This window comes from Cupriavidus sp. 05L411, from assembly GCF_056398045.1.
This window is the reverse complement of sequence record NZ_JBFTOQ010000012.1, coordinates 40,150-65,364: the sequence shown is the minus strand read 5'-3', so window position 1 is coordinate 65,364 and position 25,215 is coordinate 40,150. Positions and strand designations below refer to the sequence as shown.

The following is a 25,215-nucleotide window of genomic DNA, read 5'->3' as shown; positions in this document are numbered from 1 at the left end:
GGGAGCGAGCAAGTTTGACCATGGCGGCATGGTACCCCGGCGGCATCCCCAGCGGAATATGCGCGCTATGCAATAGCGCCTGCGTGGGCAGCGCCATACGACCCGCAAAGCGTTATGTTAGAGTGAATATAACGAAAAGAAATAAGCCACAGGGGAGATCCACATGTTCAAGATGAAGCGTCCGGTGTCCGTATGGCTCGGCACCGCCTTTGTGCCACTGTGCCTGGGAGCCTGTGGCGGCTCCGATGCCGAGACACCGGCCACTGCAGCCACCCCGGTAACGCAGCCTGTGCAAGCGCAGCGGCAGCTCCAGGTCGGCGGCGCGCTGGACCGGCCCGCCACGCTGACGCTCGCGCAGCTCCAGGCGCGTCCGGCCGTCACCCAGGCCGTCAGCTTCTCAAGCGGCTCCGGCGCGCAAACCCACACCTATGTGGGGACGGCATTGTGGGACCTGCTCGATGGCATGGGCATCCAGGTGAATGGCGCCGTCAAGAACGACGTGCTCGGCAAGTACGTGCTGGCGACCGGCGCCGATGGCTATAAGGCGGTGTTCTCGCTGGGCGAGATCAAGCCGGATTTCGGCAACCGGGCCAGCCAGGTTGTCTATAGCGAAACGGTGAATGGCGTCGCGACCCCGCTCACGGCTGATGGACTGCTGCGCTTGACCGCGCCGGGCGACGGCAAGGGCGGCCGCTATGTCTCAGGCCTGCTGCGGCTGGATGTGCGCGCGTCCGGCTCTACGGCCATGGGCACAGGCGGCGCGCCATCCACCCTCCTCACCGTGACGGGCGCGGTCAAGCAGCCCGGCACGTTCGACCTGACTGCCCTGAAAGCCCTGCCGGTGGTCACGCGCACGGTGGGCGCCAACATCTACACGGGCGTGAGCTTGTGGGATTTCCTGAACACCACGATCGGCCTCGCCACCAACCCGGCGGTGAAAAACGACGTGCTGGCCATGTATGTGGTGGCAACCGGTAGCGACGGCTACAAGACCCTGGTCGCGCTGGGCGAGATCGAGCCCGGCTTTGGCAACCAGCCGGACCTCATCGCCTATGCCATGGACGGCGCGCCGCTGGGCGCCAACGGATTTGCCAGGCTGGTGATCCCCAACGATGGCAAGGCGGGCCGCTACGTCTCCAAGCTGATCAGCCTGGAAGTGTTCGCGGCACCGGCCGCCCAATAGGCGCCATTGCGCGGCAAGCTTATGCGCGCGCGGCCAGCAAGACGCTGGAGGCCTTGAAGATGGCGACGGCCGCGCCGCCTTGCACCAGCCCGAGGCTGGTCACGCTGTCATTGGTGATGATGGCCACGATCTCGCCGCCCTGCGCCAGGCCGATGGAGACCTCCGCATTCACCGCCCCGATCTTGATGCCCGATACCGTGCCGGCAAGCTRGTTGCGCGCGGAGAGCAGGATGTCCGGGTCGGGCACACCCACGATCACGGACGATGCCTTGATCAGCGCGACGGCTTCCTTGCCGACAGCCAGCCCGAGGCGCTTCGTGCTCTCGGCGGTGATGGTCGCCACGATCCGCACGCCGCCGGCGATCTCCAGCTCGATTTCGTCGTTCACCGCGCCTTTGTGGACTGCGGTGACCTTGCCGCTCAATTGGTTTCTTGCGCTGGTTTTCATCATATTCTCGCCTCGTCATGTCGGCGGCCATCGCCCGGCCGCATGGGTCCCGGCCTGTCGCGCCCGGGTGCCTGATCGGCAGATCATAGCGCGTTCACATCCCTTCGCCATGCCGTCCTTCCTGATAACCATTCTTGCTCAGGCCCGGACGTAGACCCACGCCTGAACGCCTGACTTCAACGTCACCGCGATGCGCTTGTAGTCCGAGACTTCATAGGCATCGGCCGCGGCCAGTTCCTGCGCGGTGATCTCGAAGACCATGCCGGCCACCTCATCGTTGGGATCCGGGCTGGGCTGGACGATCGGATGATGCGTCTTTCCGCTGGTCGCAACCACGGCAGGGTCATCGATGGCGACCATCGATTGCGAGTAGCCGGGGATGGCGTCATGGCGGCCGACCAGCTCGCGGCCGAAGTTGGCGATCTGCACCGCCTTGTCTTGCAGCGTCCCGTAAGAAAAAAGCAGTACAGCCGCATCTTTCGCATCCACCATCATCACCACTCCTTTTGATCTGCCTGTCTGGCGCTGCAATTCTAGGGCATGCCCAGTGGTTGCTGGCAGCGCTGCATGACATGCCTTACGCGTCTGCGACGCGCTGCGTCGCCGCTGCACACCCGTTATATTCAATGGTATATTTCGCTGACCAAACGGGAATCCTGGCGTTGCTCCTCTCCGAGGCATGGCAACGCGCCACCCTGCCCGTCTTCTCCCACGTGAGGTCCGCATGCACACGCCACCGTTTCGCCTTGCTCGCGCCAATGGCATTGGTGCAGCGCTTGGCCAGGAGCAGCCACTGGCCGCCGGTTGTTGCACGCCGGCCGAGCCGCAGAGCCGCGCTGTACGGCGGCGCACGCGCCTGGCCGAACTGGACTCGCAACTGCACTGCTCGGTGATCGGCACCTGCATGACCACCGGCGAGCTGCGCAAGCTGGTACCGCGCTTCACCACGCTGGACCGGCAGCGCGCCACCGACCTCGAAATCCACCACGAAGCGGTCAAGCTTTCCAGCGCGGGCGGCGAGGGTTGCAAAGCATTCCAGAAAGCGCTCGACGAGCGCTACGCGAGCACCTTGAAGCGTTTCGGCGTGGCCAAGGATGCGGATGCCGTGCGCAAGCTCTGGGACGATGCCGTCAGCAGCGGCGACATCCCGGCGGCTTACTGGGCGGTGATGACACACCCAGAAGCCAGCACCGCGGTTCGCCAAGCGGCGTTTGGCGAGGTGCATATGCTGTCGCACCTGGTGGGTGCGGCGAATCGCGCCGACATCCGCCGGCTGATCGCGCTGGAAGAAGAAAACGCCACGCTGCGGGACAAGCTCGAGCGCCAGCAGGAGCGCCTGCAGGCGTTGAACACACGGCATGAAATAGCGATCCGCCAGATGAGCGAGCAGCTCAGCCAGCTGAACGTGCGCGCGGTCCGGCAAGCGGGGCCGCGCGACACGGGCACAGATACGGATACGGCATTGCAGATGCTGCGAGAGAGCCTGGCGGCACGCGATGCGGAACTCGCACTGCAAGCAAGCCGCCGCGAAGCCGCGGAGCAACGCGCCATGCGCGAACACGAGCAGATGCAAGCGGTGCGCGCGCAGCTTGACGACGCACTGGCCCAGCTGAAGATCAGCCGCGCCGAATCGGAAGCCATGGAACGCGCCGTGCTCCCCGCCGCGGCACAAGGGGAGGAGCGCCACGCCGGGCTGCGCCAGCTACAGGGAAAACGCATTGTCTATGTCGGCGGACGCCCCGGCTCCAACCACACCCTGAAATCGCTGGTGGAATCCACCGGCGGCCAGCTCGTGCTGCACGACGGCGGCATCGAGGACAGGAAGGGCCTGCTGGCGGCAACCGTGGCCCGCGCGGACATGGTGGTGTTTCCCGTCGACTGCATCGACCATGACTCCATGAGCATGCTCAAGCGCGTCTGCGAGCGCCATCAGGTGGCCTACTATCCCTTGCGAACCGCCAGCGTGGCCAGCTTTGTCGAGCTGACCACGCGCGTCAGCGCAGCGGCGTAGCAAGAAGCCTGCGCCAGGGTATCGGCTTCGGAAGGCTGACAAACCTGAAGCTTTAGCCGAAGCCGCCGAACGGGCAAACGCCGCGCGCCATGACGACGGCTGTCTCTCCCTCGCCCCTCAGGGGGAGAGGGCCGGGGAGAGGGGTGGCTTAGCTAGGAGCCACTTGAAGCGAAGCCTTTGGTGTTTTCCAGCACGCAGGCGTAACGAGCGCCCGCCCGCTCCCCCACGCGGGAGCGGGAAGCACGGCAAGGCAGATCCGGCTTTGTCGGCAAGTATCAGGGCTTGGTGCCGCCCAACCCGCCAAGCAGTCCGCCGAGCAGGCCACCCGTGCCCGCGTTGCCGCCGCCCGCCGCGCTAGTTGCACCAGTGGCGCCTGCCAGCACGTTGGTGACCGGAGCCAATGCACTGGTCAGCGAGCCAGGCAAGGCACCAGGCAGCGCGCTGCCACCACTGCCCGCGGCATGCGTCACCGTGCCGAGGGTGTTGTTGAGCAGGCTGGTCACTGGCGCGAGCAGGCCCGACGCTGGCGTATTGCCCGGTGCCAGGCCACCCGTCAGCCCGCCAAGCAGGTTCGTGACCGGGGCCAGCGGATTATTGCCAGTGCCGCCCGTGGGGGCGTTGACCAGTCCGCCCAGCGCGGAAACCGTATTGCCGGTGGACGTCACGATGCCCCCCAGGCTGGATACCACCGGCGCGTTGGTCTGCGTGATCGTAGTGCCAACGGTGCCCACCGTACCGCCAACAGTGCGCAGCAGATTGTCGACGACGGAACCCAGGCCGGTCGCTGCGCCCAGGGTCTGCGTGGCGCCGGTCAGCGTGGAGGTCAGCGGCACGATCGCCTGGCCGAGTGTGCCTGTGATCTGGGTCACCGGATTGGTGATGGCCTGCGGTCCCGCGCCACCCACGATCTGGCCAACCTGGCTGACGATGGATCCCACAGGCGTGGTGACGGCGGCCAGCGGGCCGGTGCCCACCGCGCCGACGGCACTGCCCACGCCGCTGATTGCCGTGCCGAGTTGATTGAGTGCCGAGGGGCCGGTCGCGCCGGTGAGCCCCGTGCCGCCGGTGGCGCCGGTGGGTCCCGTGCCACCCGCCGGGCCGGTGGCTCCCGTGGGTCCCGCAGATCCGGTGGCGCCAGTGGGACCCGAGGGACCTGTAGCTCCCGTGGCGCCGCCCGCACCGTTCGTGCCCGTCGCACCCGTGGCACCGGTAGCGCCTGCGGAACCCGTTGCGCCCGTGGCTCCCGCTGCGCCGTCCGCCCCGTTCGTCCCCGTGGCGCCGGTAGCCCCGGCATCGCCCTTGGCACCTGCACTACCGGCCGCACCCGTGACACCGGCATTGCCCGCCGCTCCCGTATTGCCCGTCGGGCCAGTGGCGCCTGTCTTGCCCATGGCGCCGTCGGATCCGTTGGCGCAGCCGCCAAGCAGCACCAACGCGCCCAATGTGATACCAAGGAAATATTGCTGATTGCGCACGGTCAGACCTCTCTGGTTATTGCGTTGAATCGTCAAGTAGAGGCCTGGACGCAATAGTTATGCCCGAGGTGAAAGGCGCCTCTTCCCGTGCCGCACGCGACCGTGCTCACGGCCCAGGAACCCGCTTGTAGATTGGCTTTGCGGGAAATGGATAAAACCGGGATCGCGCGTTTGAAGCGCGCCCTTCGCCCACCTGTTCCGTTACGCGTTACGTAACGTCCCCCGGCTCCACCGCCAACCAAACAGAAGAAATGGGCGCCTGGCACGCGCGCGCCAAACCCGGGGTTTATCCGGATCGGCAACTGCCAAGCGGCGACAGTCTTGCGCCGGCACGCTGCAGATAATCACGCCAGGCAACGGACTGCGGCATCGGCCGCAGTGTTCCGCAGATTGCCCGCCACGGAGCTTTCAGCATGACCACAACCCTCTCCCCCGATCTCAAGGCGCGCCGCGAGCGCCTGGTGCTTGACCACTTCGCCGATGAAACCCGGCAGGATTTCGACGCCGTGCTCGCCACCTTCCCGCACCCGCACTACGAGCTGATTCCCAGTGGCGAAGTGCATGACGGCATCGACACCGTGCGCCAGTACTACATCGACAGCCGCCTGGCCTTCCCCGACCAGCGCCACGAGATCATCCAGCTGCGCCACACGGACGATGCCGTGATCGTGGAGTTCTGGCTGCTAGGCACGCACCGCGGCCCGTTGCGCGGCTTGCCGCCGACGGGCAATGCGTTTCGCTGCCGCATGATCGCGCTGTTCATCTTCGAGGGCGAGCGCCTGGTTTGCGAGCGCGTGTATTTCGACACGCTGACGATGCTGCGCCAGTTGCTGGCCGGCACGCCGCCGGACATGCTGCCCCAACTGATCGGCGGCCTGCTGGGCCAGCCACAAGCGCGCCAGGCCGAAGCCGCATAAAAAGAAAAACAAGAACCACAGGAGACAACCCATGAAACGCGAACCCGATCCGACAGGCCTGCTGCCGATCTCCGATTTTGACGGCGCGCGCAGCGCCAGCGCGCCACAGGACCGCCTGCGCGCACTGCGCCGGGGCGCGGCGCACTTCCGCGAGCAGTTCCTGGAAGCACCGCCGGTCCGGTTCGCGCGCAGCTTCAACCTGCTGCGGGTTCCCTACCCGGCCTGGTACGCCTTTAACGGCGTGTACTCGCAGCAGATGCTCAAGCCGCACCTGATCCACCTGCTGTCGCGCATGGTGCTGATCCAGTACGAGGACTTCGCGGGGTGCCTGCGCACGCTGCTGTTTACCCCCGCGGACTTCGAGGCCGGCGCCGAGACGCCCTACTTCAAGCGCATGAGCACGCAGACGCCGCGGTTCCTGCACAACACCATCGCGCCCGTCTACGGCACGGTGCTGCAAGCGCTGGCACGCTGCGGCGTGGCGCCCGAGCAGATCGACTACATCACCTACGATCACCTGCACACGCAGGACGTGCGCCGCTGGCTCGGCAGCGGCGCGAGCCGCGGATTGCTGCCCAACGCGAGGCTTCTGGTGCACCGGCAGGAACTGGCCAGCGTGCACGGCCTGCTGCCGGTGCAGGCCGACTGGTACTGCCCCAATGGCCTCGCGGACGTGCCACGGGAACGCATCGTCGCTTTCGACGGCAGCGTGCACCTGGGCCACGGCCTGGCGCTGGTGCACACGCCAGGGCACACCGAAGGCAACCATTCGCTGGTCTATCGCACGCCTGACGGCATCCGCGTGAGCAGCGAGAACGGTGTCAGCGCGGACAGCTGGTCGCCGGAACACTCGCGCCACAACGGCATCCGGCGCTTTGCGCGCGCCACCGGGGCCGAGGTGATCCTGAATGGCAATACGCAGGAGGGCAGCAACGACCAGTACCTGTCCATGGTGCTGGAGAAAACCATCGCGGGCGCCTCCGAAGCGCATCCGTTTTGCAACGTCGTGCCGTCGTCCGAGTGCACGCCGTACTGGCTGTTCCCAGGCGCGCCGTCCAGCCAATTGTGGGGCGAGACCGAGTTCGGCCACCCGACCAGCACGCGGGCAGACCGGGGGCCCGCGCAATGAACACCGCCACCCTCACCAAGCCGGCCGGCGCGGCCGCCGCCGATCCGGCCAGCGACGCCGAACTGTTCCGCAAGATCACATGGCGTCTGCTGCCGCTGCTATGCGTGTGCTATGTCTTCAATTACCTGGACCGGACCAACGTTGGCTATGCGCAGCTGCAGATGCGCGAGGACCTCGGCTTTGGCGATGCCGTCTTTGGCCTGGGCGCGAGCATCTTCTTTCTCGGCTATGCGCTGTTCGAGGTGCCCAGCAACCTGATGCTGGCGAAGATCGGCGTGCGGGCCACGCTGCTGCGCATCATGGGGCTGTGGGGACTGGCGTCCGCGGCCATGATCTTCGTGAGCACGCCCACGCAGTTCTATGCGTTGCGGTTCCTGATCGGGGTGCTGGAGGCCGGGTTCGCGCCGGGGGTGCTGTTCTACTTCACGCTCTGGTACCCGTCGCGCCGCCGGGCACAGGTGACGGCGCTCTTCTTCATGGCTTATGGCGCCGCGCCAATCGTGGCCGGGCCGCTGGCGGGCCTGGTGATGACGTTTCTCAACGGCGCGTGGTCCTTGCAGGGGTGGCAGTGGCTGTTCCTGCTGGAGGGGATCCCGAGCGTGCTGCTGGGCATCCTGGCCTTCTTCATCCTGTCGGACGGTCCTGCGCAGGCACGGTGGCTCAGCGCCCCTGAGCGGCAACGTGTCGTCCGGTTGCTGGAGGAGGACCAGGCCGCCAATGGCATCCGCGCGACCCACGGCTTTGGCGCCGCGATGCGCGACCGGCGCGTGTGGATGCTCGGCCTGATCTCGTTTCTCGCCATCCTGGGCATCTACGCCTTGTCGTTCTGGCAGCCCACGCTGTTGAAGATGATGGGGCTGAGCGTGCTGCAGGTGGGGTTTTACGCGGTGGTGCCGGCGGTCACCGGGATTGCGGCATCCATCGTCATGGGGCGCCATTCGGACCGCACGGGGGAGCGGCGCTGGCATTTTGCCGTGGCGGCGCTGGTTGGCGCGCTGGGCTTGTCGCTCACCACGCTGTTCATGCACAACCCGCTGGCGGCGGTGCTGTGCCTGGCGCTGTCGTCGGCAGGCATCTCCAGCGCCTTCACGATTCTCTGGTCCGTGCCGGGCAGCATCCTGGCGGACCGGGGCGCGGCTGCCGGCATCGCCATGATCAGCACGATCGGCAGCAGCGCGGGCCTGGTGGCGCCGGTCATGGTGGGCACCATCAAGGCGGCCACCGGCGGCTTCACGGATAGCCTGTACATCCTCAGCGCGGCCCTGGTGCTGGCCGCGCTGCTCTTCGTGCTGGCGTTTCCCATGCGCATGGCTGCGCTTGAAACCCGCCCCGCGCGTTAAGCGTTGCCGCGGCGTGCATCCAGGCTGAAGCGGCCTGCACCGTAGACCACGATCTGCAGCAGGCCGCCGGCCATCGCGATGTTCTTGAAGAAGTGGATGAACTGGTTCTGGTCCGCCAGGTTGGCATGGAAGGCCAGCGCGGTCGCCACGCTAAAGACGGCCAGGATGGCAGCTACCAGGCGGGTGCGGTATCCCAGCACCAGGGCGACGCCGCCCACCACTTCCACGGCGATGGCAATGGCCAGCGCCACTTGCGGCAGCGGCAGGCCGGCCGACTGGATGTAGCCGATCATGGCGGCCGGCGCGGCCAGCTTGGACGCACCGGAGAGCAGGAAGATGGCGCTGATCAGGACACGGCCCAGCGCTGCCACGCCGGCTTCGGCGGGTGTGTCGGCACGGGAGTTGGCCTGGGCGTTGAGTTGGGCATTGGGTTGGGCGGCTTGGGACATGGTGGTTCTCCATTCGATGCGGCCGCACGGTCATGGCAGGCCGGTTGTATCAGGGGATCAGGGGATCAGGGGATCAGGGGATTAGGGGGTCAGGGTTCAGGTTCGGGTTCAGGGTCTGAATCGGGTACTGCAACCGATGGGCCTAAATGTAGGTGGATTTTTACGTCCGCGAAACTGGGATAATATGGATCGAAACGTTCGATAAAATCGACAAGATGCCAAATCCCGGTACGCCCACGCTGGATCAACTGAAGGTGTTCCTGACCGTGGTGGACGTCGGCAGCTTTGCCGGCGCGGCCCGCAAGCTCAGCCGGGCGACCTCGGTCATCAGCTATACGATCGCCAACCTGGAGAATCAGCTCGGCGTGGCGCTGTTCGACCGCAAGACCACCAAAAAGCCGCAACTGACCGAGGCGGGCCGCACCGTGCTGGCCGAGGCGCGCACGGTCACCATGGGCATCGACGGGCTGCGCGCGAAGGTCAAGGGCCTGCTGCAAGGCCTGGAGGCCGAGGTCCACCTGGCGCTGGACGTGATGCTGCCGGCATCCCGGGTGGTGGACGCGCTGAAGGCCTTTCGAGAGGCATTTCCCACGGTAGCGCTGCACCTGCACATGGAAGCACTTGGCGCCGTGACGCAGATGGTGCTGGACCGCGCCGCCGCCATTGGCGTCAGCGGGCCGCTCAGCTCGGGCGTGGCGGGAATCGAGCGCATCCGGATCGGCAATGTGATGCTATGGCCAGTTGCGGCGCCGGGCCATCCACTGGCCAGCGGCAACCCGAATCCACCGGGCGCCGCGCGCCATCATGTGCAACTGGTGCTGTCGGACCGCTCGGCGTTGACGCGCGGCATGGATTTCGCGGTGGTCAGCACGCATACCTGGCGGCTGGCCGATCTTGGCGCCAAGCACATGCTGCTGCGAGAAGGCATCGGCTGGGGCAATATGCCGGTGCCCATGGTGCAGGAAGACCTAGACGCGGGCCGTCTGGTGCTGCTCGACCTGCCCGACAATCACGGCAACTTCTACCCCTTCGATGCGATCTACCGGACCGACACGCCACCCGGCCCCGCCGCCGCGTGGCTGATCGAACGCTTCTCCGGCCAGGCAGCGGACTGAACCTGCCCGCCGCTAGCGGGCGTTGCCGGCAGCACCGCCGGACACCGGCAACTCAAAGCTGAACACCGTACCGCTGCCGGCGCGCTCCACCAGCCGGATCTGGCTGTGATGCAGCTGCAGCATGCGCTGCACGATCAGCAGCCCCAGCCCGCCGCCGCGATGCGCGCCGCCGGCGCTGAACGGCCGCTGGAACAGACTCTCGCGCAGTTCCGCCGGAATGCCGGGGCCGGTATCGCTGACGGTGACCGCCACCTTGCCGTCGCGCAGGGCGAGATCGACATCGATGGCGCCTTCGGCGGGCGTATGGCGGATCGCGTTATCCAGCAGGTTGGTCAGCACGCGCTCGATCATGCCAAGATCGGCCGTGACGGCGGGCAGGCGCTGCGGGATGCCGGCACGCAGCCGCACATGGCGCGCCTCGGCCGGCAGCTCGAACTTCTGGAACACGTCCTGCACCAGGTCCACCAGGGAGAAATCCTCCAGCGCCGGCTGCACAATGCCGTGCTCCAGCCGCGCCAGCTCAAACAGCGATTGCGCCAGCCGCCCCACCTTGACGCTTTGCGCCAGCGCGATGGCCAGGTAGCGCTGGCGCTCGGCATCGCTGAGCGTATCGGCCTTGAGCGACAGCGTTTCCAGGTAGCCGTGCAGCGAGGTCAGCGGCGTGCGCAGGTCATGGGAAATATTGGCAACCAGCTCGCGCCGCTCCTGGTCCTGCTTGGTCAGCGCGCGCCATTGCTCGGCGATGCGGTCCGCCATTTGCGCGAAGGCCGCTTCCAGCGCGACGATTTCATCGCGTGCATTGCCAGACGGCGAGCGCGGCACGCGCGGCTGCGTCTCGGGCGCGCCATCGGCATCAAACCGCCGCATCGCCTCGGTCAGGCGGCGCAGCGGCCGCGTGATGAGGCCGAACGCCATCAACCCGGCCAGCAAACCCAGCAGCGCCACCAGCCCCATCGACCACAGCGTGGTGCGCAGCACCGAGTTGGCGGAGGCGCGCGCCGCCAGTTCGTCATGCGCCTCGCCCAGCAGCACCACGTAGATGTAGCCGGCGGGCTCGGCACCGCCCACGCGCAGCGGCGCGGCGCTGAACACCTTGCGCCCGCCCGCGCTACGCGGATCGTCCCCAAGGATAGGCAGCGGCTCGCCGGCCAGCAGGCGCTGCACCGGCTTGAGGTCAACCTGCTGGCGCTGCAGGTGCCCGGCCGGCGCATCGTGCCCCTGGATCCGGCCCTGGCTGTCCAGCAGGTACACCTCCACGCTCGGGTTCACCACCATCAACTGGCCGAACAGGCGGCGCAACGCATCCGGCTTGAGCCCGTTGGCGTCCATCAGCGACGCATTGCGCGCGATATGGCCGGCCAGCCCGCGCGACAGGTCCTGGATGACTTCCTTCTCGCGCATGTCGTTGGAGCGGACCTGCAGCCACGCGGAGGCGCCGCAGCAGGCCAGCAGCAGCACGGAAAACACCAGGGACAGCCGCTGCGTCAGGGTCAGGCGGCGGCTCAGGTTCAGTCCAAGGTCAAGGCTCACGGCGCGCCTCCCTGGGTTACCGCCGCGAGCTTGTAGCCATGCCCCCACACGGTCAGGATGCGGCTGGGTTGTGCCGGGTCGGCCTCGATCTTGGTGCGCAGCCGGTTGATATGGGTGTTGACGGTATGTTCGTAGCCCTCGTGCTGATAGCCCCAGACGGCGTTGAGCAGGTCCATGCGGGAGAACACCTTGCCGGGATGCCTGGCGAAGAAATACAGGAGGTCGAACTCGCGCGGGGTGAGCTCGATGCGCCGGCCGTCCACGCTGGCCTCGCGCGTGAGCGGGTCGATCGACAGGCCGCCCAGCTCCAGGCTGCCCGCGTCGATGCGCAGGTCCTTGGCCATGGCATCCACGCGGCGCAGCAGCGCCTTCACGCGGGCCACCAGCTCGAGCACCGAGAACGGCTTGGCCAGGTAGTCGTCGGCGCCAAGTTCCAGGCCAAGGATGCGGTGGACTTCGCTTGCGCGCGCGCTGGTGATGATGATCGGCGTGTAGCGCGTCATGGCGCGGGCGCGCCGGCAGATCTCCAGCCCGTCCACGCCCGGCAGCATCAGGTCAAGGATCAGCGCGTCCCAGTTGCCCTGCGCCAGCAGGCGCAGGCCTTCGTTGCCGTCGGCGCTGTGCACGACTTCGTAGCGCTCGTCGCGCAGGTGCAGGCTCAGTACGTTGGCGATGTCGACGTCGTCTTCGACGATCAGGATGCGCTTGGGGTGATCCATGTTCAGCCTAGAGGCGCGAGCCGGCTCGCGCGTGACAGGGGAGGCACAGGAAAAGCGCCGGCCTGGCTATTGTGCAAAATTTCGAGGCGGCGAGTTATCACATTTAATTTAACCTTTGGTGAGGACTCCGGGATGGTGCCAGCCATACGATGCGGCCAACGATCCATGGCAGCGATCGACGGCAAGTCGGTCGCCGCGATCGATACATTGAGGCAAGGAGCACATCATGGGAAGCAGAAGGCGCTTTTTGGTATCGGGCAGTGCCGCCGTGGCGGCGCTAGCGGCCGTTAGCGGCTGGCGCGCGCTGGCCGCCGGCACGGCGAATGCGGGCAAGCCCACCGAAACCTTCGAGGTAGTGCGCTCCGACGCCCAGTGGCGCCAGATGCTCAGCGCAAGCCAGTACAACGTGCTGCGCCAGGAAGGCACGGAGCGGCCCTACAGCAGCCCGCTGAACGATGAGCATCGCGCCGGCATCTTCGCCTGCGCCGGATGCCAGCTCGACCTGTTCTCGTCGCGCACCAAGTTCGACAGCCGCACCGGCTGGCCCAGCTTCTGGGCACCGCTGGAGAACGCCGTGCGCACGAACGAGGACCGGTCCTTCGGCATATCGCGCACGGAGGTGCATTGCCGGCGCTGCGGCGGCCACCTGGGCCATGTGTTCGACGACGGCCCCAAGCCGACCGGGCTGCGCTACTGCATGAACGGCGTGGCGATGACGTTCAAGCCGCAAGCCGCCTGAGCCCGCGGGCCTCCAACGCCGACAACAACCAGACTGAAGCATTCCATGTTCCTCCTTATCCTCGCCTACCTTGGTGGCGCGCTCACCATCCTCAGCCCGTGCATCCTGCCCGTGCTGCCCTTCGTGTTCTCGCGGGCCGACCAGCCCTTTGTGCGCAGCGGCCTGCCGCTGCTGGCCGGCATGGCGCTGACCTTCGCGGCGGTGGCAACGCTGGCGGCGGTTGGCGGCGGCTGGGTAACCCAGGCCAACCAGTACGGACGCTGGCTGGCCATTGCCTTGCTGGCCGTGTTCGGCCTGACGCTGCTGCTGCCGCGCCTGGCCGAGCGGCTGATGCATCCGCTGGTAAGCGCGGGCAGCCGGCTCTCCGCGTTTGCGCAGGCCGATGGCGGGCAGGTCCGGCCGGGYTCCTCGTTCCTGCTCGGCATTGCCACCGGCCTGCTGTGGGCGCCTTGCGCCGGCCCGATCCTCGGCCTTGTGCTGACCGGTGCGGCGCTGCGCGGCGCCAGCGCCGGCACCACGCTGCTGCTAGTGGCCTACGCGGCCGGCGCGGCCACGTCGCTGGCGGTGGCCTTGCTGATCGGCGGCCGGGTCTTTACCGCGATGAAGCGCTCGCTGGGCGCGGGGGAATGGGTCCGGCGCGGCATTGGCGCGGCCATGTTGCTCGGCGTGGTTGCCATCGGGCTAGGGCTGGACACGGGTGTGCTGGCCCGCGTCTCGACCGTGGCCACGGGCGGCATCGAGCAGCAGCTGGTCGACAAGCTCTCCGCTAAACAGGCCGAAACCGGCAACGGCGCGGCCATGGCCACGTCGTCCGGCGCGATGATGCGCGCAACCAGCCTCAAGACCGGCAAGACCAGCGAGAGCGCCGCCGCGGCACTCCCCGTGGAAGGCCAGTTGCCCGGGCTGGGCGGCGCCGTGGCGTGGCTGAACTCGCCGCCGCTCACGGCCGAGGCGCTGCGCGGCAAAGTGGTACTGGTCGACTTCTGGACCTACTCGTGCATCAACTGCCTGCGCACCCTGCCCTACGTGAGGGCCTGGGCGCAGAAGTACCGCGACCAGGGGCTGGTGGTAATCGGCGTGCATGCGCCGGAGTTTGCCTTCGAGCGCAACCTCGACAACGTGAAGAAGGCCACGCGCGACCTCGGCATCGACTATCCCGTGGCGGTCGACAACAACTATGCGATCTGGCGCGCCTTCAACAACCAGTACTGGCCTGCGCACTATTTCATCGACGCGCAGGGGCAAATCCGCTTTCACCACTTCGGCGAAGGCGAGTACGCGAAATCCGAGCAGGTGATCCAGCAACTGCTGGCGCAAGCGGGCCACGCCGATGCGGCGAAGGTGGCGATGGGCATCAGCCATGCCGATGCGCAAAGCGTGCAAGGCGTGCAGATGGCTGCCGACAAAGCGGAAATCCAGTCCGGCGAAACCTACCTTGGCTATGAGCGGGCGCAGAACTTCGCCTCGCCCGGTGGCGAGGCGCAAGACAAGGCGCACACTTATACCGCGCCCGCAAACCCCGCGCTCAACGACTGGGGCCTGGCCGGCACCTGGCAGGTGGGTGCGGAGCACGCCACGCTGGCCGGCGCCTCCGGACGGATCGTCTACCGCTTTCACGCGCGCGACCTGCATCTGGTGCTGGGGCCGGGCAAGGATGGCAAGCCAGTGCGGTTCCGGGTGAGCGTGGACGGGGGCGCACCAGGCAGCGCGCACGGCACCGACGTGGCGGCGGATGGCAGCGGCACGGTGACCGAGCAGCGGCTATACCAACTGGTGCGGCAGACGGGCAGGGTGGCCGATCGCACGTTCACGATCGAATTCCTGGACCCCGGCGTGGAGGCTTACGCCTTTACCTTCGGTTGACGCGCACGCGAGCCGCCATATCGCCATATCGCCATATTCCATGCATTGATTACGACACAGCAACGTTCAAGGACAGGCAATCATGACCACGCAAACATCAACCGGTTTCTCATGGTGGACGCGCTCGTCCGCCGCAAAAGTCGCTGGCCTCGTCATGCTGGCGGCGGGCCTGCTGGCCTGGCAGCGCGTGGCCAACTCGGCTGAAGACGCCGTCAAGATCCCCCCGCCCGCGCTCGATGAAAAAGCCAGCGCGGCGCCGACGGAAACGGCCGTGTTTGCCGGCGGCTGCTTCTGGGGCGTGCAAGGCGTGTTCCAGCACGTGCGCGGCGTGAAGCAGGTCACGTCCGGCTATGCCGGCGGCGCGGCCAGCACGGCCCAGTACGAGACCGTCAGCGGCGGCGGCACCGGCCATGCGGAATCGGTGCGGGTCACGTTCGACCCGGCACAGATCAGCTACGGCCGCCTGCTGCAGATCTTCTTCTCGGTCGCGCACAACCCCACCCAGCTCAACTTCCAGGGCCCGGACCACGGCACGCAGTACCGCTCGGCGGTGTTCCCGCTCAACGCCGAGCAGCGCAGCGTGGCGCAGGCCTATATCGCGCAACTGGGCAAGGCCAACGCGTTCAAGGCGCCCATCGTTACCCGCATCGAGGACTACAAGGCCTTCTACCCGGCGGAGAGCTATCACCAGAATTTCCTGACCCTCCATCCTTCGCACCCGTACATCGTCATCAACGACATGCCCAAGATCGGCTACCTGAAGCAGATGTTTCCCGACCTGTACCGCAACGACCCGGTGCTGCTGAAGGTGGCGGGCTCGTGATGGCCGCGCGCCTGCGCCCCCCAGCTCGCGCTCGATGCGGATCAACGGGTTGTACTTCGCGGTGCGATCCGCGCGGGAGATGGAGCCCGACTTGATCTGGCCTAGGCAATGGATTGCGCTTAACCCGGTGCCGCCGGTGGTGCTGCCGGTAAGAGTCCGTAGCGGGACATGACCGCAACCAGCGCCGCGCGGTCGGGTGGCGCGCCGGCATTGACAACATCGGCGACGTCGCGGAAGTACTGGGCCCCGATGTCCGGCGTGAGAACAACCAGTGCGCGAGCCGCGTCGCCGTGCGGGTTGCTGAACTGATGCACCGATCCGCGCGGGGTATGCATCCACTCTCCCGGCGCCAGGTCTCGGGCCACCCCATCGACAGCGTACCGAAGCCTGCCAGCCAGCACATAGACACACTCTTCGTTGTGCGTGTGGCTGTGCGCTGGCGGCAACTGCGAGCCGGGCGGCACCGTCAATTCGAATACACCCATTCCACCCGTCGCTGCCCCATCGATCAGGTACTGGATGTGCAATTGACCCACCTGGATCGAATCGCCCGGAGTCCCGCCATCAAGTGCCATTTTCAGTCTCCCGCCAATTCAAAGAACCGCTCGCCCCTGCCGCTATTGCGATTCTAGGTCAGCGTGGATGCTTGCGACAGGACCATCGCCGAACGGGAAGCGGGAGGCAGGCGGCGCAATGGCTTGCCCTGCGCCCGCTCTGGCGCGATGATGCATGCTGCGCATTCCCCCGACCTGTCGCAGCTTTCCCACCAAGCCACCCGGCCTTTACCCGTGACCGCCCACGCCCAACCCTCCCGGAACGCCATCGCGTCGTTCTATCTCTACTATGTCGCGCTGTATGCCCCGGTTGCGATCACCATCAGTTTCTTCCCCCTCTGGATCCGAGCCCAGGGCCTGAGCGAGCAGCAGACCGGGATGGTGCTGGCGCTCGGCGCCGCGCTGGCGGTGCTGGTCAATCCGGCCGTGGGCGCCATGGCGGACCAGTACCGCAGCCGCAAGGTGATCCTGCTCGCGCTGGTGGCCGGTTCCGCGCTGAGCGCCGGGCTGTTGTTCAGCGCGCAGGGCTTCATCGGCGTGCTGCTGGTCTTCCTGGCCATCAAGGCCTGCTCGGCGGGCCTGATACCGCTGAGCGAATCCATGGTGCTGGCCGGCATGCCGCGCTATGGCTTTGACTTTGGCCGCTTGCGCAGCGCCGGGTCGATGTCGGTGGTGGCCATGTCGATCGTGCTTGGCTGGCTGGTGGATCGCGCGGGAACCGAGGTGATCGCGATCGTGTTCGTGGTGGCGTACCTGGCGCAGGGCCTGCTGGCGCTGGCGCTGCCCAACGACACGGTGGCAGCGCGCCATGCGGCGAAAGCGCCGTTGCTGCAGGTGCTGCGGCTGCCCGGCTTCTCGCTGTTCCTGGCCAGCGCCGCGCTGTCGCAAGCGTGCCACGGTTTCTTCTACAGCTACAGCGCGTTGTACTGGAGGAGCGTGGGGTTCCCGGCATCGACCATCGGCTACCTGTGGGCGCTGGGCGTGATCGCGGAGATCACGGCGTTCACCTTCGGCTCGCGGCTGCTGGCGCAGGTGTCGGCGCCAGCGCTGATCGCGCTGGCCTGCGCGGCGGGCATCCTGCGCTGGTCGATGATCGGCCTGGCCGAGAGCGCCGGGGTGGCCATGCTGGCGCAACTGCTGCAGGGCGCCACGCTAGGCTTCACGCAACTGGGCGCGGCGCAGTACATCCGCACCCGGGTGCCGGCGCAGGTCATCTCCAGCGGCACGGGCCTTTACTCGGCCTGTGCCGGCTTGCTGACGGCGGTCTGCGTGTTCCTGGGCAGCTACCTGTTTGCCAGCGTGGGCGGCCGCGCCTTCTTGCTCACGGCCGCGCTTTGCGGCGCGGGCCTTGCGGCAGCGCTTGCCCTGCAGGCGCATGAGGCACGCCAGGCGAGCATGGCGTAACGCCGGGCGTAATGGCGCACGTAATGGCGGGCATGACGGCGGGCATAACGCCGCGATGCGCGCCGGCGCCTACTCGGGCCGGATGTCCGCCGCCTTGGCGACCTTCCTCCAGCGCTCCACCTCGGACGCAATGAAGGTGGCGAACTCAGCCGGCTTCATCACCGCCGGCTCCGCGCCTTCCTTGAGGAAGAACGCCTTCATGTCCCGCGACTGGACGATCTTGCCGATCTCACCATTGAGCTTGTCCACCAGGGCTTGCGGCGTGCCGGCGGGCGCCAGTATGCCCCACCACAATTCCACGGCACTGCCTTTGTAGCCGGCCTGCTCCAGCGGCACCAGATCCGGCGCCACGGGCGAGCGCTCGGCCGTGGTAACCGCCAGCGCCCGGACCCGCCCGCTCTTGACCTGTGAGAGGATGGACGGCGCGCTGGCCACCATCATCTGGATCTGGCCGCCTACCATGTCGGTCACGGCCGGTGAGATACCCTTGTATGGGACATGGGTCAGCTTGATATCGGCCGCGTCCGCGAACAACTCGCTGGCGAACTGGTTGATGCTGCCCGCCCCCGAAGTCCCGTAGTTGAGCTTGCCCGGATTGGCCTTTGCGTTGGCCACCAGATCGGCCACCGACTTGAACGGCGAATTGGCGGACACCGTGACCAGCAAGGGCCCTTTGGCGAGCATGCCCACGGGCTTGAAGCTCTTCACCGCATCATAGGGCAGGTTGGTCCGGATGGCCGCCCCTGTCGTAAAGGTCGACGTCACCATCAGCAAGGCGTAGCCGTCCGCCGGCGCCCTCGCGACATAGGTACCTGCAATGACCCCGCCGCCCGCTGGCTTGTTCTCGACCAGCACGGGTTGCCCCAATGCGTCCTGCAGATGCTTGCCGATGGCACGCGCGAAGAGATCGACAGAGCCGCCCGGCGCACTGCCGACGACGAGGCTGATCGGCTTGGAAGGGTAAGGAGCGGCTTGCGCAAGCGCCGGTGCGGGAAGGCAAAGGGTTGCCAACGCCGCCAGTACGAACCTGCTGCGCGTGGCCGTGCGTGTAGTCAGTGTAGTAAATGACATCCATGTCTCCTCGGTTGATGCCTGTTGTTGTGGGGTTGCAGGCGAGCAAGCGTGGACATCAGCCTGGACCCCATGTATCGCGTGGAGCGGATTCTTCCCTGCACGACAGTTTCCGTCCAGCTTATTATTTTTATGTTTTTGAAATAAAAAGTAATCAATCAAATGGAAGCCGACGGGTGACGGTCCTCTGGGCGAAGGTGTCCCGCGGATTGCAAGATGCACGCACTGTAGAGATCTCTACATGGTTGAAATGACTGCTACGCGTTCCTATCATGCCCTCCATGACTCCCTCTTCCGACTCCTGGCTCCTACTGATCGTGAGCCTCCCGACGTCAGGCGCCACCGCCCGCATGCGAATCTGGCGAGCCGTGAAATCGCTTGGGTGCGCGGCTTTGCGCGATGGCGCCTACCTGCTTCCCGCCGGCACGTCACAAGCCGCGCAATTGCGCGAGCTGGCTGACGAGGCATTGCAGCAGGATGGGCAAGCATGGTTGCTGGATGTCCAGGCCAATGCGTCCGATGATCCGGCGGCCTATCGGCAGCTGTTCGACCGCACGCGCGAATACGGCGAGCTGGAGAGCACGTTGGCGGATGCGCGTAAGTCCCTGTCCGCCTTGAGCGAAGCCGAGCTGGCCAGGCTGCTGCATCGGCACGAACGATCCCTGGAGGCCATTCGTGCCATCGATTTCTTTCCGAACGAGGCCTCACTGCGTGCTCAGGCGCAATGGAAGGATTTCGCAGGCACCATCGGGGCGATTCTCTCGCCAGGGGAACCCCATTGCGCTGCCGGCGCGATCGCCCGCCGCGACCGCACCCAGTACCAAGGGCGCCTGTGGGCCACGCGCCAGCACCTGTGGGTGGACCGGGTCGCCAGTGCCTGGCTGATCCTGCGCTTCATCGACCCGCATGCCCGCTTCCACTGGCTGGAGAAGACCGCCGATTGCCCACCGGATGCGCTGGGCTTCGATTTTGACGGGGCGACCTTCACCCACGTTGGCGAACGCGTGTCGTTCGAGGTCCTGATGGCAAGTTTCGGCCTGGATGAGGACCGGGCGCTGCGCCGCCTGGGCAAGATCGTGCATGCGCTGGACGTGGGCGGAAACCAACAACCCGAGGCAAGCGGCTTCGAGGCCATCCTCGCCGGCGCACGCGAGCGGCTGCCCGACGATGACGCGCTGCTGGCTGAAGTCGGACTGGCTCTCGATTCGCTTTACACCCACTTCACCACCAACCGCCGAGGCTGAGACGGGCCTCGCGGTCCATCGTCAATCAGGAACGCCCATGAATACGCAGGACGCTTCGCCACCTGGTCATCCCGGCTATACGCTCTGGCAACTGGTCCTCTATATGCTGCGGCTCGGTACGCTGGGCTTTGGCGGCCCGGTTGCCCTGGCCGGTTACATGCACCGTGATCTTGTCGAGCGGCGCGCGTGGATCACGGATGCGGACTACAAGGAAGGCATCGCGCTCGCGCAGCTGGCACCCGGCCCCATGGCGGCGCAACTCGCCATTTATCTCGGCTATGTGCACCATCGCATCGTGGGTGCCACGCTGGTCGGGGTCGCGTTCGTGCTGCCGTCTTTCCTGATGGTGATCGCGCTGGGCTGGGCATACCGCGAGTTCGGCGGCCTCACGTGGATGCAATCGGTGTTCTACGGCGTCGGTGCCGCCGTCATCGGCATCATCGCGATCAGCGCCTATAAGCTCACGAGGAAGAGCGTCGGCAAGGACAAGCTGCTTTGGGGGATCTACCTGGCGCTGGGCGCGGTGACCGTCATCACCGAATCCGAGATTGCATGGTTGTTCGTGGCCGCGGGCGTGCTCTCCTGGTTCTGGCGCGCCCCACCGGCCTGGTTCCGCCAAGGCGGCCTCAATGCCCTCGCTGCCAGCCAGGTTCCTGCGGCCGGCGGCGTGTTCAGCACGCTGGATTGGCCACTGCTGGCGCAGATTGCCGTGTTCTTTGCCAAGGCCGGCGCCTTCGTCTTTGGCTCCGGCCTTGCCATCGTGCCCTTCCTCTACGGCGGCGTAGTGACCGAGCACCATTGGCTCAACGACAAGCAATTCGTCGATGCCGTGGCGGTGGCGATGATCACGCCGGGTCCCGTTGTGATCACGGTCGGGTTTATCGGCTATCTCGTCGCCGGCTTTCCCGGCGCCTGCGTGGCCGCCCTGGGCACCTTTCTGCCGTGCTACCTGTTTAYGGTCATCCCGGCGCCCTACTTCAAGCGGTATGGCAAGTTGCCCGCCATCGCCGCATTCGTGGATGGCGTCACGGCAGCGGCCGTGGGTGCCATCACGGGCGCCGTGGTCGTCCTGGCCAAACGCTCGATCGTGGACGTGCCCACCGCGTTGCTGGCGCTGGTCACGATCGCGCTGTTGTGGCGCTTCAAGAGACTGCCCGAGCCCGTCATCGTGGCCGGTGCCGCACTGGTCGGCCTGATGGCCTACCCTTTGCTGCACATGGCCCGATAGGCCGCCGATGGCCCAGCGAACATCGGCAATTCTCAAAGGAGCCAGCCATGCAATGGATTACCCGCGAAAGGCCAAAGATTGACCGGATCGCCTGCCCCTGGCTGATCGCCAGGTTCATCGACGACGCACCGGAGTTCCTCTATGTGCCCGCCGCCGAGGTCCTGAAGACCGCTCGCCAGACCGGTGCGGTTGCCTATGACATCCCCGACGTCGAGCTATCGCACGTTGGAGAGTTCTGCAGCTTTGACGCCTTCCTGGACAAGTACCGCCTGACGGATCCCGCCCTGCGGCATCTGGCCAGCATCGTGCGGGGCGCCGACACGTCGCGGCTCGATCTCACACCGCAATCGGCAGGCCTTTACGCCATCTCCCTGGGTCTGTCGCAGGTGTTCCCGGACGACCACGAAATGCTCCGCCACGGCATGGTGATGTACGACGCCCTGTATGCCTGGTGCCAACGTTGCCAGGCCGAGACGCATCGTTGGCCGCCGGAGATGCCGGCATGACGTGGCGCGCCGGCACGCGCCTTCAAGCCAGGTTCGCACGCCGCAGCTTCGCCCTTAACGTCTCGATCTCGTCCAGCAGGTCGAGCACGACGGCCGCGCCGGCCACCCCAAGCTCCAGGTCGCGCGCGAGCCGCAGCGCCGTGCGGGCACGCTTGAGCGTGGCGCCGTCGAAACGCCAGCGCGGCGCGTCCTCTCCGCGCGGCGTCAGCACGCCCTCCTCCACCAGCGCCACCACCTGTCCAATGTCGGCATGACAGGCCACGCTCAGCTCCACCAGCGTGAACTGCACCTCTTCTTCGACAAGGACGCCATGCAGCATCGATATGCCTTGATCGCTCATCGCATCAAGCCTCCAGTGAACGGCGCGGGGCAAAGCCGCTAAAGGTCTTGGCCATTTCCCGGTACGCATCGTTGGCCTTTTCCGTGTCCGCGGGCGGCAAGACGATCGACAGCACCGCGTACAGGTCGCCGGGCGGCGTGCTGGGAAGGCCCTTGCCCTTGAGGCGCAGCTTGCGGCCTGCCGACGAGCCCGGCGGCACGCTGAGTTGCACGCTGCCGTCCGGCGTGGGTATGCCGACGCTGGCGCCCAAGGCCGCTTCCCATGGGGCCACGGGCAGGTCGAGGTAGACGTCGCGATCGACTACGCGGAACAGCGGGTGCGGCGCGATCTCGATTTCGAGATAGAGGTCGCCGGCGGGAGCGTCTCCAAATCCGGGGCCGCCCTGGCCTGCAAGCCGAAGATGCTGTCCACTGCGAATGCCTTTGGGAATATTGACTTCCAGTTGCCGCTCCTGCAGTCGCACGTGCCCGCTGGCGTCTGCCTGGGGCGTGCGCAGCGTGATGGTGCGGCGCCCGCCCCGGTAGACGTCCTGCAGATCGATTTGCACCTTGGCATGGTGATCGCCCCCTGCCATGCGGGCAGCGCCTCGCCCGCCGCGAGACTGCGCATGCCTGGCGCCGAAGAGCGACTCGAAGAAATCGCTGCGATCCAGGTCTTGCTCGAAATCCGCCTCGCCGCCGCTGTATTCGAAGCCGCTATCCCATCCCGGCGGCGGCGTGAACTCGCGGCCGCTCTTGTACCGCGCCCCCACGTCGTCGTAAGCGGCGCGCTTCTCCTCGTCTTTCAGCGCTACGTACGCCTCGGCCACATCCTTGAAGCGGGCCTCCGCATCCGGCTCCTTGCTGACGTCCGGGTGATACTTGCGCGCCAGCTTGCGGTAGGCGCGCTTGATGTCATCCTGCGTGGCCGTGGGCTCCACCCCGAGCATCGCGTAGTAATCCTTGTACTCCATGAATGCCCCCGGCAACTGGCGTGCGGAACGCGCACGGCGCTTGGCGAATGATGCGCTTGACCTGCGGCTCTAAGTATAGGCAAAGGCACGGGCATGCGGCTCGATGCGGTTCGCTCTGCGCGCGCTGTCGGCGCACGTATCCATAACGTGGCGTGCGCACCTGCGGAACCTGCTATGTTAGCGGCAAGCCAGCTACTGGAGGCATCGGTGAAAGATGTGGCATCCGCCCCGCAAGACGCAGAACAATCATGGCTCGGCAAGCTCGGGCCGGGCTTGATCACCGGCGCGGCGGACGACGATCCCAGCGGCATCGCCACTTATTCACAGGCGGGCGCGCAGTTTGGCTTCAACATGTTGTGGACAGTGCTGCTCACCTATCCGCTGATGGTGGGCATCCAGGTGGTGAGCGCCAGGATCGGGCGGGTGAGCGGCCATGGGCTGGCCACCAATATCCGCAGGCATTACCCCGCGTGGCTCCTGTATGCCGTGGTCAGCCTCTTGCTGGTTGCCAACACGATCAATATTGCGGCCGACGTCTCGGCCATGGGCGAGGCGCTGCGGCTGATCGTGGGCGGGCCGGCCCAGCTTTATGCCGTGGTGTTCGGCATGATCTCGTTGCTGCTGCAGGTGTTCGTGCCCTACCGGCGCTATGTCCGCTTGCTGAAATGGCTCACGCTGGCCTTGCTGGCCTACGTGGCCACGGCGTTTGTCGTGCATATCCCGTGGTCGCAGGTGCTGTCGAAGGCGCTCCTGCCGCATATGTCCTGGAAGCCCGAGTACGTCACGACCGTGGTGGCGGTGTTCGGCACCACCATCAGCCCCTACCTGTTCTTCTGGCAAGCATCGCAGGAAGTCGAGGATCAGCTCGCCAGCCCGCGGGCCCGGCCCCTGATCAATGCACCCTGGCAGGCGCAAGCCAATTTGCGGCGCATCAAGATCGATACCTATATCGGCATGGGCTTCTCGAACCTTGTGGCGTTTTTCATCATCCTGACGACAGCGGTGACGCTCAACCTGCACGGCGTCACCGATATCCAGACCTCGGCACAGGCAGCCACCGCGCTACGCCCCATTGCCGGCGATTTCGCCTTCATGCTGTTCAGCGCGGGCATCATCGGCACCGGGCTGCTGGCGATTCCCGTGCTGGGCGGATCCTCCGCCTATGCCATGGCGGGCGCCTTCAAATGGAAGAACAGCCTGGAGCGCACGCCGATGACGGCAAAGGCCTTCTACGGCATCATCGCCGTCTCCACCCTGATCGGCATCGCGCTGGGCTTTACCGCGATCGACCCGATCAAGGCGTTGTACTGGAGTGCCGTCATCAACTGCGTGATCTCCGTGCCGATCATGGTGGTGACGATGCTGATGGCGGCGCGCACCGACATCATGGGCGAGTTCGTCATCAGCAAAAGGCTGAAGGTGCTGGGCTGGCTCGCCACGCTGATGATGGCCTTGGCTGTCTGCGCGATGCTGGTGACCATGCGCGCCTGAGCAACGCTTGAGCGGCGCCTGTCCGGCAAGTGCTTGCGCAAAGCGAAGTGCGATGAAAGACATCTCCGTGTCCGCCATCGTACCGACGCCATGGCCGATCCATGTCAGTCTCGAGCCATCGGATGCCGCTTGCAGGGAGATACGATCCCTCGCGACGTCATGCCGCGCGGTTGCATTTGCCCTGGGGCAGGCTCGCCTAACAAGCCGCTCCGGCATGTGACAACTGATTGGATCTGAATCGAGGTAACTGACGTGAAAACCATCCATCCCCTGCAATTCGCCATCGGCACCGCGTGCATCACCGTCGCGGCCAGCCTGTACGCTCCGCTGAGCCTTGGCGCCACGAACGACACCGGGCCGTCGCCCATGTCGTCGATCAATCCCACCCATGAGCCGGTTGGCGACGCCATGAGCGACACCGCCATCACGACCAAGGTCAAGGCCAGTTTGCTTGAACAGAAGAAGCTGAGCTCAACGCACGTGCATGTCCGCACCCGCGAGGGCGTGGTGCGCCTGACCGGCAGCGTCCCGAGCGCGACGCAACGGCAGACAGCAGCCGATGTGACCCATGCCGTCAGCGGCGTGAAGTCGGTCGAGAATCACCTGTCCGTCCAACACTTGTAACCAACAGCCCGCGCGGCGCCACGATCCACCGGCTGCGGCGCGGGCTGCCGCTTGTTGCAT

Annotated in this window: 25 protein-coding genes and 1 pseudogene; 15 read left to right on the top strand and 11 right to left on the bottom strand. The window is 66.3% G+C overall.

Annotation, left to right across the window (positions count from 1 at the left end):
• Positions 1 to 163: 163 nt before the first annotated feature.
• The gene (locus AC1DQR_RS16450; protein WP_416051038.1) at positions 164 to 1,183 is read left to right on the top strand and encodes a molybdopterin-binding oxidoreductase; all 1,020 of its coding nucleotides are present in this window, start codon (positions 164 to 166) and stop codon (positions 1,181 to 1,183) included.
• 19 nt (positions 1,184 to 1,202) lie between these two features.
• Here AC1DQR_RS16450 and AC1DQR_RS16445 read toward each other — a convergent pair whose 3' ends face one another.
• Both AC1DQR_RS16445 and AC1DQR_RS16440 read right to left on the bottom strand, forming a co-directional pair.
• Positions 1,203 to 1,634 (bottom strand): TOBE domain-containing protein, encoded by a 432-nt coding sequence (locus tag AC1DQR_RS16445; protein ID WP_477133373.1) that lies wholly within the window; start codon positions 1,632 to 1,634, stop codon positions 1,203 to 1,205.
• Positions 1,635 to 1,769: 135 nt separating this feature from the next.
• On the bottom strand, positions 1,770 to 2,126 hold the full coding sequence (locus AC1DQR_RS16440) for a gamma-glutamylcyclotransferase family protein (RefSeq protein ID WP_477133372.1): 357 nt from the start codon (positions 2,124 to 2,126) through the stop codon (positions 1,770 to 1,772).
• A gap of 229 nt (positions 2,127 to 2,355) precedes the next feature.
• On the opposite strand from AC1DQR_RS16440, the gene AC1DQR_RS16435 reads away from it, so the two are divergent.
• The gene (locus tag AC1DQR_RS16435; protein ID WP_477133371.1) at positions 2,356 to 3,642 is read left to right on the top strand and encodes a DUF2325 domain-containing protein; all 1,287 of its coding nucleotides are present in this window, start codon (positions 2,356 to 2,358) and stop codon (positions 3,640 to 3,642) included.
• A 275-nt stretch (positions 3,643 to 3,917) separates the two neighbouring features.
• Here the strand turns inward: AC1DQR_RS16435 and AC1DQR_RS16430 are convergent, their stop codons facing one another.
• Positions 3,918 to 5,117 (bottom strand): collagen-like triple helix repeat-containing protein, encoded by a 1,200-nt coding sequence (locus tag AC1DQR_RS16430; RefSeq protein WP_416051042.1) that lies wholly within the window; start codon positions 5,115 to 5,117, stop codon positions 3,918 to 3,920.
• Positions 5,118 to 5,530: 413 nt separating this feature from the next.
• On the opposite strand from AC1DQR_RS16430, the gene AC1DQR_RS16425 reads away from it, so the two are divergent.
• Genes AC1DQR_RS16425 through AC1DQR_RS16415 form a run of 3 tightly spaced genes read left to right on the top strand, consistent with a single transcriptional unit; the run spans position 5,531 to position 8,503 of the window.
• Positions 5,531 to 6,034, top strand: coding sequence for an ester cyclase (locus AC1DQR_RS16425; protein WP_253930605.1), 504 nt, complete (start codon positions 5,531 to 5,533; stop codon positions 6,032 to 6,034).
• Positions 6,035 to 6,065: 31 nt separating this feature from the next.
• Positions 6,066 to 7,163, top strand: coding sequence for an MBL fold metallo-hydrolase (locus tag AC1DQR_RS16420; protein ID WP_416051043.1), 1,098 nt, complete (start codon positions 6,066 to 6,068; stop codon positions 7,161 to 7,163).
• Entirely contained in the window at positions 7,160 to 8,503 is a 1,344-nt protein-coding gene (locus AC1DQR_RS16415; protein ID WP_416051044.1) for an MFS transporter, read from the top strand. Before AC1DQR_RS16420 ends, AC1DQR_RS16415 begins: the two co-directional genes overlap by 4 nt.
• On the opposite strand, the gene AC1DQR_RS16410 is transcribed toward AC1DQR_RS16415, so the two are convergent.
• Positions 8,500 to 8,952: a DoxX family protein gene (locus tag AC1DQR_RS16410; RefSeq protein ID WP_416051045.1), complete on the bottom strand. Its 453-nt coding sequence runs from the start codon at positions 8,950 to 8,952 to the stop codon at positions 8,500 to 8,502. The genes AC1DQR_RS16415 and AC1DQR_RS16410 overlap by 4 nt on opposite strands.
• A gap of 215 nt (positions 8,953 to 9,167) precedes the next feature.
• Between AC1DQR_RS16410 and AC1DQR_RS16405 the strand changes: the two genes are divergently transcribed.
• On the top strand, positions 9,168 to 10,067 hold the full coding sequence (locus AC1DQR_RS16405) for a LysR family transcriptional regulator (protein ID WP_416051046.1): 900 nt from the start codon (positions 9,168 to 9,170) through the stop codon (positions 10,065 to 10,067).
• Positions 10,068 to 10,079: 12 nt separating this feature from the next.
• On the opposite strand, the gene AC1DQR_RS16400 is transcribed toward AC1DQR_RS16405, so the two are convergent.
• A complete protein-coding gene (locus tag AC1DQR_RS16400; RefSeq protein ID WP_477133370.1) occupies positions 10,080 to 11,597 on the bottom strand; it encodes a sensor histidine kinase in 1,518 nt (505 codons plus the stop codon).
• The gene (locus AC1DQR_RS16395) at positions 11,594 to 12,316 is read right to left on the bottom strand and encodes a response regulator transcription factor (protein ID WP_477133369.1); all 723 of its coding nucleotides are present in this window, start codon (positions 12,314 to 12,316) and stop codon (positions 11,594 to 11,596) included. Before AC1DQR_RS16395 ends, AC1DQR_RS16400 begins: the two co-directional genes overlap by 4 nt.
• A 226-nt stretch (positions 12,317 to 12,542) precedes the next feature.
• Between AC1DQR_RS16395 and msrB the strand changes: the two genes are divergently transcribed.
• From msrB to msrA, 3 genes are all read left to right on the top strand, one after another.
• Positions 12,543 to 13,055: a peptide-methionine (R)-S-oxide reductase MsrB gene (gene msrB / locus AC1DQR_RS16390; protein WP_416051049.1), complete on the top strand. Its 513-nt coding sequence runs from the start codon at positions 12,543 to 12,545 to the stop codon at positions 13,053 to 13,055.
• Between the two features lie 45 nt (positions 13,056 to 13,100).
• Positions 13,101 to 14,918, top strand: a complete 1,818-nt coding sequence (locus tag AC1DQR_RS16385; protein ID WP_416051050.1) for a cytochrome c biogenesis protein DipZ — start codon at positions 13,101 to 13,103, stop codon at positions 14,916 to 14,918.
• A gap of 82 nt (positions 14,919 to 15,000) precedes the next feature.
• Entirely contained in the window at positions 15,001 to 15,741 is a 741-nt protein-coding gene (gene msrA, locus AC1DQR_RS16380) for a peptide-methionine (S)-S-oxide reductase MsrA (protein WP_477133368.1), read from the top strand.
• Positions 15,742 to 15,765: 24 nt separating this feature from the next.
• On the opposite strand, the pseudogene AC1DQR_RS16375 reads toward msrA, so the two are convergent.
• Positions 15,766 to 15,837, bottom strand: a pseudogene (locus AC1DQR_RS16375) (hypothetical protein); the annotation flags it as partial.
• A gap of 23 nt (positions 15,838 to 15,860) precedes the next feature.
• Positions 15,861 to 16,316 carry a cupin domain-containing protein gene (locus AC1DQR_RS16370; RefSeq protein WP_477133367.1) on the bottom strand — a complete coding sequence of 152 codons (456 nt, stop codon included), beginning with the start codon at positions 16,314 to 16,316 and terminating at the stop codon, positions 15,861 to 15,863.
• A 213-nt stretch (positions 16,317 to 16,529) separates the two neighbouring features.
• Here AC1DQR_RS16370 and AC1DQR_RS16365 point away from each other — a divergent pair, with 213 nt between their 5' ends.
• On the top strand, positions 16,530 to 17,699 hold the full coding sequence (locus AC1DQR_RS16365; RefSeq protein ID WP_416051052.1) for an MFS transporter: 1,170 nt from the start codon (positions 16,530 to 16,532) through the stop codon (positions 17,697 to 17,699).
• A 69-nt stretch (positions 17,700 to 17,768) separates the two neighbouring features.
• On the opposite strand, the gene AC1DQR_RS16360 is transcribed toward AC1DQR_RS16365, so the two are convergent.
• Positions 17,769 to 18,770, bottom strand: coding sequence for a tripartite tricarboxylate transporter substrate binding protein (locus AC1DQR_RS16360; RefSeq protein WP_416051053.1), 1,002 nt, complete (start codon positions 18,768 to 18,770; stop codon positions 17,769 to 17,771).
• Positions 18,771 to 19,051: 281 nt separating this feature from the next.
• Here AC1DQR_RS16360 and AC1DQR_RS16355 point away from each other — a divergent pair, with 281 nt between their 5' ends.
• Genes AC1DQR_RS16355 through AC1DQR_RS16345 form a run of 3 tightly spaced genes read left to right on the top strand, consistent with a single transcriptional unit; the run spans position 19,052 to position 21,748 of the window.
• Positions 19,052 to 20,014 (top strand): chromate resistance protein ChrB domain-containing protein, encoded by a 963-nt coding sequence (locus AC1DQR_RS16355; RefSeq protein ID WP_416051054.1) that lies wholly within the window; start codon positions 19,052 to 19,054, stop codon positions 20,012 to 20,014.
• 37 nt (positions 20,015 to 20,051) lie between these two features.
• Complete coding sequence (locus AC1DQR_RS16350) at positions 20,052 to 21,242, top strand: chromate transporter (protein WP_477133366.1); 1,191 nt, start codon at positions 20,052 to 20,054, stop codon at positions 21,240 to 21,242.
• 47 nt (positions 21,243 to 21,289) lie between these two features.
• Positions 21,290 to 21,748 (top strand): chromate resistance protein ChrB domain-containing protein, encoded by a 459-nt coding sequence (locus tag AC1DQR_RS16345; protein WP_477133365.1) that lies wholly within the window; start codon positions 21,290 to 21,292, stop codon positions 21,746 to 21,748.
• Positions 21,749 to 21,770: 22 nt separating this feature from the next.
• On the opposite strand, the gene AC1DQR_RS16340 is transcribed toward AC1DQR_RS16345, so the two are convergent.
• Complete coding sequence (locus tag AC1DQR_RS16340; RefSeq protein ID WP_253930597.1) at positions 21,771 to 22,088, bottom strand: chaperone modulator CbpM; 318 nt, start codon at positions 22,086 to 22,088, stop codon at positions 21,771 to 21,773.
• A 4-nt stretch (positions 22,089 to 22,092) separates the two neighbouring features.
• Positions 22,093 to 23,040, bottom strand: coding sequence for a DnaJ C-terminal domain-containing protein (locus tag AC1DQR_RS16335; protein ID WP_416051057.1), 948 nt, complete (start codon positions 23,038 to 23,040; stop codon positions 22,093 to 22,095).
• Between the two features lie 174 nt (positions 23,041 to 23,214).
• Between AC1DQR_RS16335 and AC1DQR_RS16330 the strand changes: the two genes are divergently transcribed.
• Both AC1DQR_RS16330 and AC1DQR_RS16325 read left to right on the top strand, forming a co-directional pair.
• Positions 23,215 to 24,531, top strand: a complete 1,317-nt coding sequence (locus tag AC1DQR_RS16330) for an NRAMP family divalent metal transporter (RefSeq protein WP_416051058.1) — start codon at positions 23,215 to 23,217, stop codon at positions 24,529 to 24,531.
• Between the two features lie 252 nt (positions 24,532 to 24,783).
• A complete protein-coding gene (locus AC1DQR_RS16325; RefSeq protein ID WP_477133364.1) occupies positions 24,784 to 25,155 on the top strand; it encodes a BON domain-containing protein in 372 nt (123 codons plus the stop codon).
• The last annotated feature ends 60 nt before the right edge of the window (positions 25,156 to 25,215 follow it).